Raw genomic sequence first — 17,199 nt, forward strand, 5'->3', positions numbered from 1 at the left:
GGCACCCGCTCAGGCATGGGCCACCTCGAGGTCATGCGCACCGCCCAGCATCAGGCCGATCCGCTCCATCGTCAGCTCCGAGGTCGGGGCCGAAGCCCCGAGGCGCCCTTCGTTGAGTGCGGCGAACCGGTCCGAAATCTCCAGCAGTTCCTCGAGGTCCTGGCTGATGACGATCACGCCCGCGCCGCCCGCCGCGAGGTCCAGCAGCGCCTGTCGGATGGCGGCGGCGGCACTGGCATCGACGCCCCAGGTCGGCTGGTTGACGACAAGGACGCGCGGGTCCTGCAGGACCTCCCGCCCGATCACGAATTTCTGCAGGTTGCCGCCCGACAGCGCGCGCGCCGCGACATGGACGCCCGGCGTCCGCACGTCGAAACGCTCGACGATCCGCGCCGCGAAATCCCGCGCGCCGCCCCAATCAAGGAACCCGCGATTGAGCATCCCCTGCCGGCCCGCACCGGTCAGGGCGGCGTTCTCGGTCAGAGTCATGTCGGGTGCAGCCGCATGGCCCAGCCGTTCCTCGGGCGCAGTCAGAAGACCCGCGGCCCGTCGTGCGTTCGGCCCCGCGCGCGACAGGTCGACACCGTCCAGCACGACGGTGTTCTCCGCCGTCAACCGCTCGCCCGAGAGCGCGCCAAGAAGCTCGTCCTGCCCGTTTCCGGCGACGCCGCCGATGCCCAGCACCTCGCCCGCGCGAAGCGTCACCGCCACGTCCCGCAGTGGCGTCCCGAACTGCGAGGCCGGCGGCAGCGTCAGGCCCTTGACCTGCAACAGATCCACGCCCGGCGCAGCACCACCCGCCTTCGGGGCCGTCAGCGCCGCGCCGACCATCCGCTCGGCCAGTTCGGCCGCCGAGGCGGCGCGCGGGTCGCATTCACCCACCACCTTGCCGCCCCGCAGGATCGTCGCCGCATCGCAGAGCGCGCGGATCTCCTCGAGCTTGTGGGAGATATAGAGGATCGCCGTCCCCTCGGCCGAAAGGGTGCGCAGCGTGGCGAACAGGATCTCGACCTCCTGCGGGGTCAGCACGCTGGTCGGCTCGTCCATGATCAGAAGGCGCGGATCCTGCAAAAGGCAGCGCACGATCTCGACCCGCTGTCGCTCGCCCGCCGAAAGATCGCCCACGCGCCGCCCCGGATCGAGCGGCAGGCCATAGGATTCCGAGACATCGCGGATGCGGCGGGCCAGATCGCGCGGCTTCGGCGGGTCTTCCATCCCGAGGGCGACGTTCTCGGCCACCGACAGCGCCTCGAACAGGCTGAAGTGCTGGAATACCATCGCCACGCCGGCGGCGCGCGCAGATTTCGGATCCGGCGGGTTGTAGGCCGCGCCGCCCAACCGCATGGTGCCGGCATCGGGCTTGACCAGCCCGTAGATCGTCTTGACCAGTGTCGACTTGCCCGCGCCGTTCTCACCCAAGAGCGCGTGGACGCCGCCCTCGGCGATGGCGAACGACACGTCGTCGTTGGCCACCACGCCGGGATAGGCCTTGGTCAGGCCGTCGAGTTCCAGAAGCGCCGTCAATCCATCGTCCCCACCGGCACCTCTGCGGGTGCGTCCCGCGAGAGTAGGGCCGCGGCGACGCCGACGGCAATCCCCTGCGGGTGCTCGCCCAGCCGTCGGTCACCAATCGGGCAGTCGATCCGGTCGATCGCCCGTTCCGCGTGCCCCAGCGCGATCAGCCGCGCCCTGAACCGCGCGCGCTTGGTCGCCGAGCCGATCACGCCGCAACTGGCGAAGCCCCGGCGGAGCGCCGCGTGGCAGAGGGCGAGGTCGATCTCGTGGCTGTAGGTCAGGATGATATGGTCGGCATCGCGCGGCGCGTGGGCCATCGCGGCGGGCATGTCGCGCGCGACCAGCCGGTCCACGCCCTCGGGGATCGCGGGGAAGCGGCCGGGCGCGTCGTCGACCCAGACCACCGGCCGGAGCGGCGCAAGGATCGCGACCAGCGCCGCGCCCACATGGCCCGCCCCCCAGACCCAAACGGGGCGTCCGGGCGCGGGCGCCTCCTCGCGGAGCCAGCCGTCATGGAAGCCGGGGCGGCGCGGATCGGGGCGGTCGCCCTCGATCCGACGCGCCCAAGGGAGGTCCGGCACGGTCTCCAAACGCTCGACCACAAGCGTCACCGCCCCGCCGCAACACTGCCCCAGCGCGGGACCGAGCGGGACGCGTTCGACCTGCGCGGCACCCGACCGCAGCACCGCTCGCGCCACCGCCAGCGCGCGCCACTCCAATGCGCCGCCGCCGATCGTGCCGTCGAACCCGTCGGTCCAGACCAGCATCTCGGTGCCCGCACCGCGCGGAACCGAGCCCCGCGCCTCGGCCACGACGACCCGCGCGACCGGGCCATGCGCGTCCAACGCCCGCCGCAGCCGCGCGGGATCGAGCGTCACGAGACGGCCCGGACGGCGCCCAGCACACGCTCCGCCGTCGCGGGCGCATTAAGGTCGGGATAGACCGACCCGCAGGCCGCGACCGCATCCGAAAGTGCCATCAGCACGCTGATCCCGTGCATGAACGGCGGCTCGCCCACGGCCTTCGAGCGGTAGATCGTGTCCTCGCGGTTCGGCGCGTCCCAGAGCTCGACGTTGAAGATCTCGGGCGCGTCCGAGGCGCAGGGGATCTTGTAGGTCGACGGCGCATGCGTCCTCAGGCGACCGCGATCGTCCCAGACAAGCTCCTCGGTGGTCAGCCAGCCCGCGCCCTGGATGAAGCCGCCCTCGATCTGGCCCAGGTCCAGCGCGGGGTTCAGCGAGGCGCCCGCGTCGTGCAGGATGTCGGTCCTGAGGATGCGGTTCTCGCCCGTCAGCGTGTCGATGACGACCTCCGAGCAGGCCGCGCCATAGGCGAAGTAAAAAAACGGCCGCCCCTGCCCCGCCGCCCGGTCCCAGGTGATTTCTGGCGTGGCATAGAAGCCCGTGGACGACAGCGAGACGCGCGCCGCATAAACTTTCGCCGCGGCCTCCTCAAAGCCGTATTCGGCGCCGCCCACCGTGACCCGATCGCCCGCGAACACGACATCGCCCGGCGTCGCCTGATGCTCGGCGGCCAGCGCCTCGGCCATGCGGTCGCGGATCGTATCGCAGGCGGCCTTGACCGCCATCCCGTTCAGGTCCGCCCCCGACGATGCCGCCGTGGCCGAGGTGTTCGGCACCTTGCCGGTATCCGTCGCCGTCACCTTCACCCGCGCGGGGTCGCATCCGAACCGGTCCGCGGCGACCTGTGCCACCTTGGAATGGAGGCCCTGCCCCATTTCGGTGCCGCCATGGTTCAGATGGATCGAGCCGTCGGCATAGACATGCACCAGCGCGCCCGCCTGGTTGAGATGCGTCAGGGTGAACGAGATCCCGAACTTCACCGGCGTCAGCGCGATGCCGCGCTTGAGGACCGGGTTCGCCTCGTTCCAATCCGCCACCCGTGCCCGGCGGGTCTCGTAGTCGCAGGTCTCCGCCAGGCGGTCCACGAGCCCGTTCAGGCAAAAATCCGACACCTCCTGCCCATAATGCGTGCGGCCTGTCTTCCTCTGGCCCGAAATACCTCGGGGGGTCCGGGGGGCTGGCCCCCCGGTCGCGTCATCCGCGTCGGCATAGAAGTTGCGCCGCCGCACCTCGAGCGGATCGCGCCCCGTGGCAAAGGCCACATGATCCATCACCCGTTCGATCCCCAGCATCCCCTGCGGCCCGCCGAACCCCCGGAAGGCCGTGGCCGATTGCGTATTCGTCCGCAGCCGCCACGACGTGATCTCCATCGCGGGGATGTCGTAGGCGTTGTCGGCATGCAGCATCGCGCGGTCCGCCACGGGCAGCGACAGGTCCTGAGCCCAGCCGCAGCGCGTCCAGTGCCGGAACCGAATGCCCAGAACGCGACCCTCGCCGTCGTGTCCGACCTCGTAGGCGATGCGGAAATCGTGGCGCTTGCCGGTGACGACGAAATCGTCGTCACGGTCGTAGCGCATCCGGCAAGCGCGACCGGTGCGCGCCGCTGCGACCGCGCAGGCGATGGCCAGCGCGTTGCCCTGGCTCTCCTTGCCGCCGAAGCCGCCGCCCATGCGGCGCACCTCGGACCGGACGGCGTGCATCGGGACACCCAGCGCGTCGGCCACCTTGTGCTGGATCTCGGTCGGGTGCTGCGTCGAGGTCAGGACATGCATCTCGCCCGCCTCGGAGGGCAGGGCCAGCGCGGCCTGACCCTCGAGGTAGAAGTGCTCCTGCCCGCCCATCTCGATCTCGCCGGTGAGGCGGTGCGGCGCGCCCGCAAGCGCTGCCTCCACGTCGCCATCGGTCCAGATGCGCGGGCCGTCATCGAACCAGCTTTCGGCGGCGAGCGCTTCCTCGATCGTCAGGAGCGCGGGCGCTTCGGTCACCTCGGCGCGGTGCAGGCGCGCGGCGCGGCGGGCGTTCAGGTGGCTGTCGGCCACCACCATGTAGAGCGGCTGACCGGCATAATGAATCTCGCCGGTCGAGAGCAGCGGCTCGTCGTGGAGCGATGGGGAGCAGTCGGGCATCGTCTCGAAATCATCGGCCGCGAACACAGCGACGACACCCGGCGCGGCCCGCACGGCATCGAGGTCCAGCGCGTCGAGCGTGCCGCGGGCCTGTTCGGAGAGGCCGAACGCGATGTGCAGGCATCCGTCCGGTGCGGGGATGTCGTCGGTATAGCGCGCCGCGCCCGTCACATGCAGGCGCGCGCTCTCATGCGGCAGGGGCTTGGCGACGGTCACGGACGCACCTCCAGCACAGAAGCGGATACGCCGGTCATCTCGTGGAAGGTGCGCCACAGCATCCCCTCGGCCGCAGCCAGCCGATAGGTTGCCGAGGCGCGCATGTCGTCGAGCGGCGTAAAGTCCTTCCCGAAGGATTTTACCGCAGCGGCGACCGTCGTCTCGTCGAGCGGCCTCCCCGCTAGAGCGGCCTCGACCGCGGTGGCACGTTTCGGGATGCCCGCCATGCCGCCGAATGCGATCCGGGCGTCCCGGATCACGCCATCTGCGATTGGCAGAACGAACGCCCCGCAGACCGCCGAGATGTCCTGGTCGAACCGTTTCGACAGCTTGTGGACATGCAGCACCGGGCCGCCGATGGGGATGGTGATGCGTTCGACGAACTCGCCGGGGCGGCGGTCCTGCTTGCCGTAGTCGAGGAAATACGCCTCGAGCGGCATCTCGCGACGATCATCGCCCCGGCGAAGGTGCAGCACCGCCCCGAGCGCGATCAGGGGTGGCGGGCTGTCCCCGATGGGCGAGCCGTTGGCGATGTTGCCACCCAGCGTCGCCGCGTTACGGACCTGCACGCTGCCGTAGCGGCGCAGCATCTCGGCGAAGGACGGGTGATGCGGCGCGATCGCGTGGCGCAGCGTCTCCATGTCGCACATCGCGCCGACCGCGAGCGCCGACCCCGCCTCCGTCACCGCCCGCAGATCGTCGCAGCGATTGAGGAAGGCCACTGTGCCGAGGTCGCGGAACTGCTTCGTCACCCAGAGTCCGACATCCGTGGCCCCCGCGACCAGCGTGGCGTCCGGATTCTCGAGATACCATCCCGCGAGATCGTCGCCGGAGACGGGTGTGAAGGCGGTCGCGTTGTCCGGGCCGGGTCCACGCGCGCCGTGATCGGCCAACGGACGGGGTGCGCGCGGCGGCGAGGTCGCGGGCACCTCCGGGGGTGTCTCGATCATATGTGCGGGCACCGGCGCGCCCTCGACGTCTCGGGCGGCGCGCAGGATCGGGGCATAGCCGGTGCAGCGGCAGAGATTGCCCGCGATCTGGTCGGCGTGGTCGGTGTGGCCGCGCGCATGGGCGGCGGCCATCGTCGTGATGAAGCCCGGCGTGCAGAAGCCGCATTGCGATCCGTGACGGTCGATCATCGCCTGCTGGACGGGGTGAAGCGTCCCGTCGGGCGCCGCGATCCCCTCGACCGTGCGCACGGCGCGCCCTTGAAGCTGCGGCAGGAAGAGGATGCAGGCGTTCAGCGTCTTCGCCGTGCCGTCCCGCCCCGTGACGACGACCGAGCAGGCCCCGCAATCGCCCTCGTTGCAGCCCTCCTTGGTGCCGGTCAGGCCGCGCGCACGCAGCCAGTCGAGCAGCGTCGTCGTCGGGTCCTCGGTCGTCGCGGTGACGTCCTCGCCGTTCAGGCGGAAGGTGATCTCCATGGAATGCCCGCCGCGATACCGGTCCGGCCCGAAGCCCCCTCCGATGCGGCGTAGGAGGGGCGGGCCACCGGATTAGACGAGCGGGCGCGCCGCATTGCAAGGGGCGCGCAGCGGCCGGCATCGAGGGATCGTGAGACCGGGCCTGCTTGATCGCGAGGCTGACGCGTGGTCAGTCTTCGTCGATGGCCCTCGTCGATCTGATCCATGACGCGACCGATCACCTGAAGGTCTACCTCCTTTCGGGAACACTGGTGGCGGTCGGCGTCGACGTGGCCGCAAACGTGTCGGGGTCGATGACGGGCGAGATGATGGTGCCGTCGATGACCGAGATGTCCCCGCCCATGGCCATCCTGTCGGACCCGCTCGCGTTTGCGGTCAAGGCGATCGGGGGACTGATCGCGCTGGTCGGCGCGACGCTCTATCTCGGGAACATGTGGTGCGGCTTCGTGGCCCTGCGCGCGCTGCGGTTCCGCTTCGAGGAACGGGGCGTGATCCTGCAGGCCGGGGGCTGGAGCCTCGCCTTCCTCTACGTGGTGGTGAGCGCGGTGATCGGGCTGGCGGTGAACGCGGTCTACCTGGCGCTGGTGACCTGAAGCCCAGTGCGGCACCCGCGAGACAGGGCGCGGATTGCGGCTTCACCCCGACGGGCCCACCCCCCATATTCGGACCATGCCCGATCCGCGATTCATCCATCTGCGCCTCCATACCGAGTATTCGCTGCTCGAGGGAGCCGTGCGCCTGAAGCAGCTGCCCGACCTCGTGGCGCGCGCGGACATGCCCGCCGTGGCGGTGACGGACACCAACAACATGTTCGCCGGGCTCGAGGCGGCGACGGCGCTGGCGGGGCGCGGGATCCAGCCGATCATGGGCTGCCAGATCGACGTGATGCACGATCCCGCCGCCCCCGGCGAAAAGCCCCGCAAGCCCGCGCCGATCGTGCTGCTGGCGCAGGACGAGGCCGGGTACGAGGCGCTGATGCGGCTGAACTCCTGCCTCTATCTCGAGCGGCCCGAGATGCTGCCGCAGGTGACGTTCGAGGAGCTGGCGGCGAATGCGGACGGGCTGATCTGTCTGACGGGCGGGCCCGACGGCGCGGTTGGACGCTTGGTGCGCGACGGGCAGGAGGCCAAGGCCGAGGCGGTGCTGGGCCGGCTCCACGCGATTTACGGCGACCGGCTCTATGTCGAGCTGCAGCGCCAGACCACGCCCGAGCCGACCGAGCGCTTCCATGTCGGACAGGCCTATGCGCGCGGCCTGCCGCTGGTGGCGACGAACGACGTCTACTTCCCCGAAGCCGGGATGCATGACGCGCATGACGCGTTCCTCTGTATCGCCGAGGGCGCCTATGTCGACCAGCAGGCGCCGCGCCGCCGGGTCACGCCGCGCCACCACTTCGCGTCGCAATCCGAGATGGCCGCGCTCTTTGCCGACCTGCCGGAGGCGCTGGAGAACACGATCGAGATCGCGAAGCGTTGCGCCTTCAAGGCCTATGGCCGCGATCCAATCCTGCCCAAATTCGCCGATGACGAGGTGCAGGAGCTGCGCCGCCAGTCCGAGGAGGGTCTGCGCGCCCGTCTGGCCGTGATCGAACCCGCCGCGCCCGTCGAGGAGTACGAAAAGCGCCTCGACTACGAGCTGGGCATCATCGAGGGCATGGGCTTTCCGGGTTACTTCCTGATCGTCGCCGACTTCATCCAGTGGGCCAAGGAACAGGGCATTCCCGTGGGGCCGGGGCGCGGGTCGGGCGCGGGGTCGCTGGTGGCCTACGCCCTGACGATCACCGATCTCGACCCCTTGCGGTACGCGCTTCTCTTCGAGCGGTTCCTGAACCCAGAGCGTGTCTCGATGCCCGATTTCGATATCGACTTCTGCATGGACCGCCGCGAGGAGGTCATCGCCTACGTGCAGGAGAAATACGGCCGCGACCGCGTCGGCCAGATCATCACCTTCGGCGCGCTTCTGTCCAAGGCCGCCGTCCGCGACGTGGGCCGGGTGCTGGGGATGCCCTATGGTCAGTGCGACCAGCTCTCGAAGATGATCCCGGTCGAGGGCGTGAAGCCCGTCTCGATCACCAAGGCGCTGGCCGACGAGCCGCGCCTGCGCGAGGCCGCCCGCGAGAGCGAGCAGGACCGGCGCGACGGGCGCACGAACCCCGTCAAGCGCCTCTTGGACTACGCCGAGAAGCTGGAGGGGCTCTTGCGCAACGCCTCGACCCACGCGGCGGGCGTCGTAATCGGGGACCGGCCGCTCGATGCGCTGGTGCCGCTCTACAAGGATCCGCGCTCGGACATGCCGGCGACGCAGTTCAACATGAAATGGGTCGAGAAAGCGGGACTGGTGAAGTTCGACTTCCTCGGTCTGAAGACGCTGACGCAGGTGCAGAACGCCGTCGAGTTGATCCGCGCGCAGGGCCGCGACATCCACATGGCCGCCGACGGGCGCACGCTCTACACGCCCCAGCCCGGCACCGAGAACGACATCAACCTGATCCCGCTCGACGACGAGGCGAGCTACGAACTCTATGCCTCGGCCAACACAATCGCCGTCTTCCAGGTGGAATCGACCGGCATGATGGACGCGCTCCGGCGCATGAAGCCGACCTGCATCGAGGACATCGTGGCGCTGGTGGCGCTCTATCGGCCCGGCCCGATGGAGAACATTCCGAAATATTGCGAGGTCAAGAACGGCCTCTCGAAACGCGACACGCTGCACCCAAGCATCGACCACATCCTCGACGAGACCCAGGGCATCATCGTCTACCAGGAACAGGTGATGCAGATCGCCCAGGACATGGCGGGCTACTCGCTGGGCGGCGCCGACCTTCTGCGCCGCGCGATGGGCAAGAAGATCCAGGCCGAGATGGACGCGCAGCGGCCGTTGTTCCTCGAGGGGGCGAAGACGAACGGCGTCGACCGCGAGAAGGCGATGGAGGTCTGGAACCTCCTCGACAAGTTCGCGAATTACGGCTTCAACAAGTCCCACGCTGCCGCCTACGCCGTCGTCAGCTACCAGACGGCCTGGCTCAAGGCGAACCACCCGGTCGAGTTCATGGCCGGGATCATGAACAGCGACATCCACCTGACCGACAAGCTGGCCGTCTATGCCGAGGAGGTCCGCAAGGCCCGCGACCGCGGCGGGTTGGGCCTCGAGATCATTCCGCCCTGCGTCAACCGCTCCGAGGCGCGGTTCACCGTGCGGGACGGCAAGCTCGTCTATGGCCTCGGTGCGCTCAAGAATGTCGGGGTCGAGGCGATGGGCCTCGTGGTCGAGGGCCGCGGTGAGACGCCGTTCACCACGCTTTACGATCTGGCGCGGCGGGTCGACCTGAAGCGTGTCGGCAAGCGCCCGCTCGAGATGCTGGCGCGCGCCGGTGCCTTCGACGAACTCGACGGCAACCGGGCGCGCGTGCTCGAAGCGCTGGACGGCCTCGTCGGCTATTCGGCCGCGATCCACGAGCAGCGGGCGTCGAACCAGGTCTCGCTTTTCGGCGAGGCTGGCGAGGACCTTCCCGAGCCGCGCCTGCCCTTCCGCGACGACTGGCTCGCCGCCGAACGGCTCGGCGAGGAGTTCAAAGCCATCGGCTTCTACCTCTCGGGCCATCCGCTCGACGACTACATGACCGCGCTCAAGCGACAGGACGTGATGACCCTCGCCACGGTCCAGTCGAAGCTCGCAGGGGGCGGCGCCATGGTCGCCAAGATCGCGGGCATCGTCTCCGCCCGGCAGGAGCGGAAATCGGCGCGCGGCAACCGCTTCGCATTCCTGCAAGCCAGCGACCCGACCGGTGCCTACGAGGCGATGGTGTTCTCGGACCTGCTCGACACCGCGCGCGAACATCTCGAGCCCGGCTACCGCGTGATCCTTCAGGTCGAGGCGACGCAGGAGGCGGATCAACTCAAGCTGCTGGCGCGGGCGGTGACGCCGATGGACGACGCGGTCGACGCTGCGCCCCAGATCGGCCTGCGGATCTTCCTCGAGGATGGCGGCGCTATCCCGCCCCTGCGCAGCCTTCTGGAGCGGCTATCGGGCGAAAGCGGAGCCCGCGGGCGCGGGCCGCTGCATCTCTGTCTGCTGGGCGACGACCTGCCGGGTGAGGTCGAGCTGCGCCTGCCCGACCTTTACCCGGTCAATCCCAAGGTGAAGGGCGCGCTGAGCTCGCTTCCGGGGGTCGCGATGGTCGAAGAGGTCTGACGACGGCGGCCTGGCCGGATCGCCGTTCGGCCTTCCTTAACCACGGACCGAACGAGGCGACGGGCATTTACCGATCATTCAGTCGGCTGCGGCAATCTCGCGGGATTGCAGCGGAGTCCGACATGCCGATCGTCACCGACTATACGTCCATCGTCGCATCGCTGGACGATCCGGCCGTGCGCTGGAATGCCGACGCCCCCACCGGTGTCGGTGTCGTCATCACCTATTCGATCCTGTCGGACGCGGACCTGCCGCCCGTCTCTGATGTCTATTACGGGCCGACCGGCGTGTCGTCCTTCACCGACGCGCAGGCCGACAATTTCCGCGATGCGCTGGCACTCTACGAATCCCATACCGGCGTCGTCTTCGTCGAAGTCGAGGGCGCGGCGATGCTGTCCGCCTATTCCGCCAGCGGGCTGAGTACCGGCGGCAGCACGGTCTCCGGCTATGCCTTCTACCCTCACGTCACGACAAGCCACATCGCCGGATCGGCCGTCGTGATGAACGTCGCCGGCAACTGGGACCCGGGAAGCTGGGGCTTCACGGTGCAGCTCCACGAACTCGGGCATGTCATGGGGCTGCAACACACGTTCGACGGCCCCAACGTGCTGGCCGACCACCTTGATGACGACGACCACTCGGTCATGACCTATACCTTCACCGGACCCCGCCCCCGCGACTTGCAGGACTTGGATATCGCGGCCCTCGAATATCTCTACGGCCCCGGCGCCGGGGGTTGGACGGGCACCTGGAACGCCCACGCCCAGCGGGTCGAGGTGACGGGCGGCGCGGGCAACGACACGCTTCTGGTGGCCGACGCCCCGACCCTCATCCGCGGTGGCGGCGGCGGCGACCTTCTGCTGGGCCGTGCAGGCGCCGACAGTCTTCACGGCGGCGACGGCGCGGACGAACTTCGCGGCGCGATCGGCGATGACGAACTGCGCGGCGGCACGGGTGCGGACCTCCTGCTGGGCGAAGTCGGTGCGGACCGCCTGTTCGGCGACTCCGGGGCCGATACGGTGATGGGCGGCGACGGGGCGGACCTGCTTTGGGGCGGCGGCGACGACGATTGGCTATATGGGGATGACGGCACCGACACGCTGCGCGGGGAAGCGGGTCGTGATCGCCTCGATGGCGGCGGCGATCACGATGTCCTTTTCGGCGGCGACGGGAATGACACGCTCTCGGGTGGCGGCGGCCGCGACACGCTGAACGGCGGCAATGGCGACGACCACATGGATGGCGGCGTCTGGCACGACCTTCTGTCGGGTTGGGACGGCAACGACACGCTCCTTGGTGGAAACGGCATCGACACGCTCAGCGGCGGTCTCGGCGACGACAGCCTGATGGGCGGCGCCGGCGATGACGAACTCAACGGCGGCGACGGCGCCGATACGCTGCGCGGCGACGACGGCGATGACGTCCTTTCGGGCTGGGGCGGGCGCGACGTGCTGGTCGGCGGTTATGGCGAGGACCGCCTGATCGGCGGCGCGGATGACGACCGCCTCTACGGCAACGCCGCCCGGGACGTGATGTATGGCGGGTCCGGCAACGACTGGATGTCCGGCGGCGCCGGAAGCGACCGCATGTTCGGCGAATGGGGCGACGATACGCTCACCGGCGGCGACTGGAACGACACCATCGGCGGCGGCGACGGCGACGACTACCTGCTCGGCGATGACGGCAACGATCTCCTGGTGGGCGGCCATGGCATCGACACGCTGTCGGGCGGGTCCGGCAACGACACGCTTCAGGCTTGGGGCGACGGCGGGACCATGTCGGGCGGAACCGGATCGGATTTCCTCATCGGCGGCGACGGGGACGACATGATGTGGGGCGGTCTCGACCGCGACCGGTTCGTCTTCACGGGCGGCGACGACGTCATCGGCGACTGGACGAACGGCGAGCAGATCATGATCCGTCCCGGCGCTTTCGGTCGCCCGGATCTGACCGTGACGGAGCTGGCGGACGCGGCGTCGGCCGGGCTCGACGGTTATGTCTTCGCCTTCGACGCGGGCGCATCCCTGTCGGTCGTGACCGGCGCCGGACTGGGCGCGATTCTCGATGACATCGTGCTGATCTAGGGCACGGCCCGCCGCTCCGCGAGCCGTGTCGGCTGGGGTGCCGCGCCATGAGATGTGCCGTATTGCTCGAAGGGTCGCTTGGCCGTGCATCCCGCGTCGCTTGACCGGGCCAGATGCCCGCGAAAGGCTGCGCCCATGCTCGACCCGACCACCTTTCTCGACGACCTCGACACCCTGCGCGGGATCGGCCGGCACGGCACCGGAGTCGTCCGCCGGGCCTTCGACCCCGACGACATCCGTGCGCGCCGATGGCTTACCGACCGCTTCGCCGCCGCCGGGCTCAATCCGGTCATCGACCCGGCCGGGAACGTCTGGGGCTGCGGTGGGCCGATCCTGATCGGCAGTCATACCGACACACAGCCCGAGGGTGGCTGGCTCGACGGATCGCTCGGCGTGATCGCCGGGCTGGCCGTCGCGCGGGCCCGGCCCGGTGCGGTTTCGGTCGTCTCGTTTCAGGACGAGGAGGGGCGGTTCGGCGCGACCACCGGGTCCGAGATGTGGTCCGGCGCGCTATCTCTCGATTCCGCCGACGCCTTGGCGGACCTCGACGGCATCACGTTCGGCGCGGCTCGACGCGCGCTGCCCCCGACTGGATCGGCGCCCAATCCGGCCCGCTTCCGCGCCTATCTCGAGCCGCATATCGAGCAAGGCCCGATCCTCGATGCCGCGAAAGAGGCGGTCGGCATCGTCACCGCGATCGTGGGGCTGCGGCAGGTGACCGTGACGATGGCGGGCCGCCAGAACCATGCGGGCACCACGCCAATGCACCTGCGGGCGGATGCGCTGCGCGGTCTCGGCACGGCGCAGGACGCCATTGCCACCGCACTGGGCGACGTGGCCACGCCGGACAGCGTCTGGACCATCGGACATGTCGCCCTGCACCCCAACGCCCCGTCGATCGTGCCGGGTCGCGTCCGGTTCACCGTGCAATGGCGCGACGCATCGGCCGCGCGGCTGGACCGGATGGAGACCGCGATCCGCCGGGCGCTGGAGGATGCGGCGCGGGCCTCGGGCCTGCGGATCGACATCTCCGATACCGCGGCCTTGCCCCCCGCGCAGATGGACGGGGCCCTGCAGGATGTGCTCGCGCGCGCCGCCGAACGGGACGCTCCGGGACGCTGGCGCCGCATGCCGTCGGGCGCGCTGCACGACGCGACGAACGTGGCCCGGGTCCTGCCGGTCGCGATGCTCTTTGCCCCCTCGATCGGCGGGATCAGCCATGCCTTCGACGAGGACACGGATCGCGACGACCTCGTGACGATGCTCCGCGTGCTGGACCGCGCGGTGGGCGACCTCGCCTAGATCGGCAGGGCTGTCGTGTCCTTGATATCCTCCATCACGAAACTGGCGGACACGTCCGCGATCGGCACACGCGCGATCAGCGCCTTGTAGAACCGGTCGTAATCCGCGACGTCCCGCACCTTGATGCGCAGCACGTAATCGAGCTCGCCGGTCATGCGGTGCGCGCCTTGGATTTCCGGCATCGCGGCCACCACGGCGCGGAAGCGGTCCAGCCAGTCCGGGTCGTGCGCGCCGACCCGGATCATCACGAGAACCGACAGCCCCAGGTCGAGCTTCGCCGGGTCGAGTTGGGCGACGCGCGACCGGATGACGCCCGCCGCCTCGAGCTTGCGGACCCGACGCCAGCAGGCGTTACGCGATAGCGCGACTCGCTCGGCCAGCAGATCGAGCGACTGGGCGGCGTCGGTCTGGAGCTGCCGCAGGATACGGCGATCCGTTTCGTCGATAATGTGGCCCATACGTGGGATGATATTTCGACTATCCGACGTTTAGCAATCAAATTTGGGAGATATTCTACCGCGCCGCACGCCATACTGCCTCAAATAGGAGACCGCTATGACCCAGATCGCCCAGTTCGTCCGCGCCTTCCATGACCACCCGGCTTCAGTCGACGAAACCTATTTCGGCCATATGCGCTTTGCCTTCGGGTTTGCTGGCACGCTGTTCCTCGCGGGCGCGGCCGCTCTGATCCATGCGATCATCCCGCCGCTCTGCGAGACGACGGCCAGCCGTCTGATCCGGCGGATGCATGCGCGGATCGACAACCGGCACTGAGCGTCAGGTCCAGGATACCTCGCCCAGGAAGATGTAGCCGGCTCCGTAGATCGTCTTGATCAGGGCCGGATCCTTCGGGTCTTCGCCCAGCTTGGCCCGCAGCCGCGAGATGCGCACGTCCATCGCGCGGTCGAAGCTGTCGCCTGCCGCGCCACCCAGCGCGTCCTGCATCTCGGCGCGGGTCAGAAGGCGGCGGGGACGGTCGAGGAAGAGGCGCAGGATCTCGGCCTCCGCCTGGCTTATCGGGCGCTCGCCCTCGGGGCCGGTCAGCACGAACCGGTCGAAATCTGCGGTGAAGGGTCCGAAGGCGGCGACGCGGGCCTGCGTGGGCGCCGGGGCCTTGCGCAGTCGCGCGCGGATGCGGGCGACGATCTCGGCGGGCTCGAACGGCTTGACGACGTAATCGTCGGCCCCGAGCTCCAGGCCGGTGATCCGGTCCTGCACCTGCCCGCGCCCCGAGATAATGATGATGACGGCCCCGCCCTCCAGCGCCAACCGCGAGACGACGGCGAGCCCGTCGCGATCCGGCAGGCCCAGATCGACAAGGCAGACATCGGGCGTCGACTGCCGGAGTGCTGCCTCAAAGGCATCGGCGCGGGCATAGCTGCGCACCTCCATCCCAGCCTCGGCAATCGCCTCCGAGAGCAGCGCGCGGACCTGCGGGTCGTCATCGAGGATCGCGATCCGGGCCGTCATGCCAGCACCGCCGAAAGCTTCTCGACCGAGAAGGGCTTGCGCAGGACCGGCCAGTCGGCCGCCGCCTCCCGGTAGAGCGGCGCGTCGGGCGGAAGCGAGGTCATCAGCGCCACGGGCAGGCCGCGGCGCGCGGCGTATCGTGCGAGATCCAGCCCGTTGAGATGGGTCTTCAGCATGATATCCGACAGCACGAGGCCGATACCGTCGATATCCATCAGCCCTTCCGCCTCGACCACGCCCGAGGCTTCGAGCACGGCATGACCGGCAGCCACTAGCCGGTCGCGCACGGCCTCGCGGATATGGCTCGCGTCCTCGACCAGTAGGATCATCGTCGTCGCGAGGCCCGGCGGCGGCTGGCGCAGCGGCAGGCGCAGCGTGACGGTCGCTCCGCCGTCGGGCGCGGCCCCCAGGCGCGTGCGCCCGCCCGCGAGCTTGACCACATCGTAGACCATCGAGAGGCCGAGGCCGGTGCCGTCCTCGCCCTTCTCGGTGAAGAACGGCTCGAGCCCCCGCTCCAGCGCCTGCGGGCTGAAACCGGGGCCCGTATCGGCGACCTCGATCTCGATCCAGGTGTCCCGCACGGCGCGGGCCGTCACCGTGATGCGCCCCGCCCGCGCGCCAATGGCGTCGCGCGCATTCAGAATGAGGTTCAGCACCGCATCACGCAGCGCGTCGGGGTCGAGGAGGACCGGCGCGTCTAGCCCCTCGACCGTCCAGTCGAGCGTGACCTCACCCGGAAGGGACGCGCCACCGAGCAGCGCCATTTCCGAGAGGAACGCGCGCAGGTCGGTCGCGCGGGGCGCGAGGTCGCGGGGACCGGACAGGCCCGCGATCTGGTCGATCAGGACGCCGCCCCGCGTAGCGGCGAGCCCGATGGCCTGCACCGCCTCGGCCGCGCCGGCCGGCAAGTCCATGCGGGCGAGCTTGTCCTTGAGCCCGAGGATCACGGTCAGAAGGTTCGCGAAATCATGGGCCATCCCGCTGGTCAGTTGCGCGGCCACCTGTCGGCCCGCCGATTGGGAGACGGCCGCGCGGGCCTGCGCTTCCTCGGTGATGTCGACCGACAGGGCATAGACACCGACGACCGCCCCCTCGGCCGGTTCGGGGGTGAAGCTGACGCGGATGCGGCGGCTCGACGCCTCGTGGGTGATCTCGAAGACCGACGGCTCGCCGGCCAGCGCGCGCTCCAGATGCGGGGCGGTACGGGCGTAGGTCTGGGGGCCCAGCGCCTCCTCCATGGTCAGGCCGATGATCTCCGAGCGGGCGCCGGGCATCACCGCGCCAAGCCTGCGGTTCGAGAAGGTGTAACGCCGGTCGCGGTCGAGCCGGGCGATATGGGCGGGCAGCATTTCGGTCGTCAGCCGGATGCGCGCTGCCATCTCCGTCGCCTCGCGGCGGGCTTCTGTCAGGGCCGCATTGGTTGCGGCAAGCTGGCGGTTGGCCTGACCCAACTCCTCGGCGCGTACGAGTAATTGTTCGGACAGGACTTCCGAACGGGAGCGGAGCAGCCGTTCCTGCGACTTGATCGCCGTGATGTCCGTATAGACCGTCACCCAGCCGCCCTGCGGCAGGGGCGATCCCTCGACCGAGACGACCATGCCGCCGGGCCGCGTCCGTTCGAGGTAATGCGGCTCGAAGGCGCGGGCCTGGGCCACGCGGTCGGCAACGAAGCCATCGACATCGTTGACGGACCCGTACTCGCCGCGCTCGACGAGGAACCGGATCGTGTCGGCGAAGGGCGTGCCCGGCCGGGTCAGGTCTTCGGGCAGGTCGAACATGTCGGCATACATCCGGTTCGACACCGCCAGCCGCAGCTCGCCATCATAGATCGAGAGCGCCTGGCCGATCAGGTTCAGCCCGGCCTGCGTGAGGCGGGCGGTGGTCGCGTTGCGGTCGGTCATGGCACCCCCCGACCGGACGGTATCACGCGGCCGCCCGGCGGCAAGACAACGGGGCGCCCCGGCCCGCTCCAAGGGTCGTTACAATTCGTTGGGATTGGGAAACATCG

At 69.5% G+C, this 17,199-nt stretch carries 12 protein-coding genes; 5 read left to right on the plus strand and 7 right to left on the minus strand.

All coding sequences use genetic code 11. The annotated features are described in order from the left end of the window. Window positions 1–9: 9 nt before the first annotated feature. From ACK8OR_RS16575 to xdhA, 4 genes are read right to left on the minus strand one after another with little or no spacing between them, the layout of a single operon-like run. Window positions 10–1,524 carry an ABC transporter ATP-binding protein gene (locus ACK8OR_RS16575; RefSeq protein ID WP_410190492.1) on the minus strand — a complete coding sequence of 505 codons (1,515 nt, stop codon included), beginning with the start codon at window positions 1,522–1,524 and terminating at the stop codon, window positions 10–12. Continuing rightward, window positions 1,521–2,393 (minus strand): xanthine dehydrogenase accessory protein XdhC, encoded by an 873-nt coding sequence (gene xdhC, locus ACK8OR_RS16580; RefSeq protein ID WP_410190493.1) that lies wholly within the window; start codon window positions 2,391–2,393, stop codon window positions 1,521–1,523. Before xdhC ends, ACK8OR_RS16575 begins: the two co-directional genes overlap by 4 nt. Continuing rightward, the gene (xdhB, locus tag ACK8OR_RS16585) at window positions 2,390–4,720 is read right to left on the minus strand and encodes a xanthine dehydrogenase molybdopterin binding subunit (RefSeq protein WP_410190494.1); all 2,331 of its coding nucleotides are present in this window, start codon (window positions 4,718–4,720) and stop codon (window positions 2,390–2,392) included. Before xdhB ends, xdhC begins: the two co-directional genes overlap by 4 nt. Then, on the minus strand, window positions 4,717–6,144 hold the full coding sequence (gene xdhA, locus ACK8OR_RS16590; protein WP_410190495.1) for a xanthine dehydrogenase small subunit: 1,428 nt from the start codon (window positions 6,142–6,144) through the stop codon (window positions 4,717–4,719). Before xdhA ends, xdhB begins: the two co-directional genes overlap by 4 nt. Before the next feature lie 182 nt (window positions 6,145–6,326). Here xdhA and ACK8OR_RS16595 point away from each other — a divergent pair, with 182 nt between their 5' ends. The 4 genes from ACK8OR_RS16595 (at window position 6,327) to ACK8OR_RS16610 (ending at window position 13,721) form a co-directional block, all read left to right on the plus strand. Next, complete coding sequence (locus ACK8OR_RS16595) at window positions 6,327–6,737, plus strand: hypothetical protein (protein ID WP_410190496.1); 411 nt, start codon at window positions 6,327–6,329, stop codon at window positions 6,735–6,737. Window positions 6,738–6,813: 76 nt separating this feature from the next. After that, window positions 6,814–10,335: a DNA polymerase III subunit alpha gene (dnaE, locus tag ACK8OR_RS16600; protein WP_410190497.1), complete on the plus strand. Its 3,522-nt coding sequence runs from the start codon at window positions 6,814–6,816 to the stop codon at window positions 10,333–10,335. A 122-nt stretch (window positions 10,336–10,457) separates the two neighbouring features. After that, window positions 10,458–12,419, plus strand: a complete 1,962-nt coding sequence (locus tag ACK8OR_RS16605; RefSeq protein ID WP_410190498.1) for a M43 family zinc metalloprotease — start codon at window positions 10,458–10,460, stop codon at window positions 12,417–12,419. A 135-nt stretch (window positions 12,420–12,554) separates the two neighbouring features. After that, window positions 12,555–13,721: a hydantoinase/carbamoylase family amidase gene (locus tag ACK8OR_RS16610; protein WP_410190499.1), complete on the plus strand. Its 1,167-nt coding sequence runs from the start codon at window positions 12,555–12,557 to the stop codon at window positions 13,719–13,721. Here ACK8OR_RS16610 and ACK8OR_RS16615 read toward each other — a convergent pair. Then, window positions 13,718–14,179, minus strand: a complete 462-nt coding sequence (locus ACK8OR_RS16615; RefSeq protein ID WP_410190500.1) for an Lrp/AsnC family transcriptional regulator — start codon at window positions 14,177–14,179, stop codon at window positions 13,718–13,720. The two genes, ACK8OR_RS16610 and ACK8OR_RS16615, sit on opposite strands and share 4 nt — an antisense overlap. 97 nt (window positions 14,180–14,276) lie before the next feature. On the opposite strand from ACK8OR_RS16615, the gene ACK8OR_RS16620 reads away from it, so the two are divergent. Then, on the plus strand, window positions 14,277–14,495 hold the full coding sequence (locus tag ACK8OR_RS16620) for a DUF6356 family protein (RefSeq protein ID WP_410190501.1): 219 nt from the start codon (window positions 14,277–14,279) through the stop codon (window positions 14,493–14,495). Between the two features lie 3 nt (window positions 14,496–14,498). Here the strand turns inward: ACK8OR_RS16620 and ACK8OR_RS16625 are convergent, their stop codons facing one another. Further along, window positions 14,499–15,191, minus strand: a complete 693-nt coding sequence (locus ACK8OR_RS16625) for a response regulator transcription factor (protein WP_410190502.1) — start codon at window positions 15,189–15,191, stop codon at window positions 14,499–14,501. Further along, entirely contained in the window at window positions 15,188–17,092 is a 1,905-nt protein-coding gene (locus ACK8OR_RS16630) for a PAS-domain containing protein (protein ID WP_410190503.1), read from the minus strand. The genes ACK8OR_RS16625 and ACK8OR_RS16630 overlap by 4 nt, the downstream gene beginning before the upstream one ends. Window positions 17,093–17,199 lie beyond the last annotated feature (107 nt).

Source organism: Jannaschia halovivens (assembly GCF_046452375.1).
In the GTDB taxonomy this organism is placed as follows: Bacteria; Pseudomonadota; Alphaproteobacteria; order Rhodobacterales; family Rhodobacteraceae; genus Jannaschia; species Jannaschia halovivens.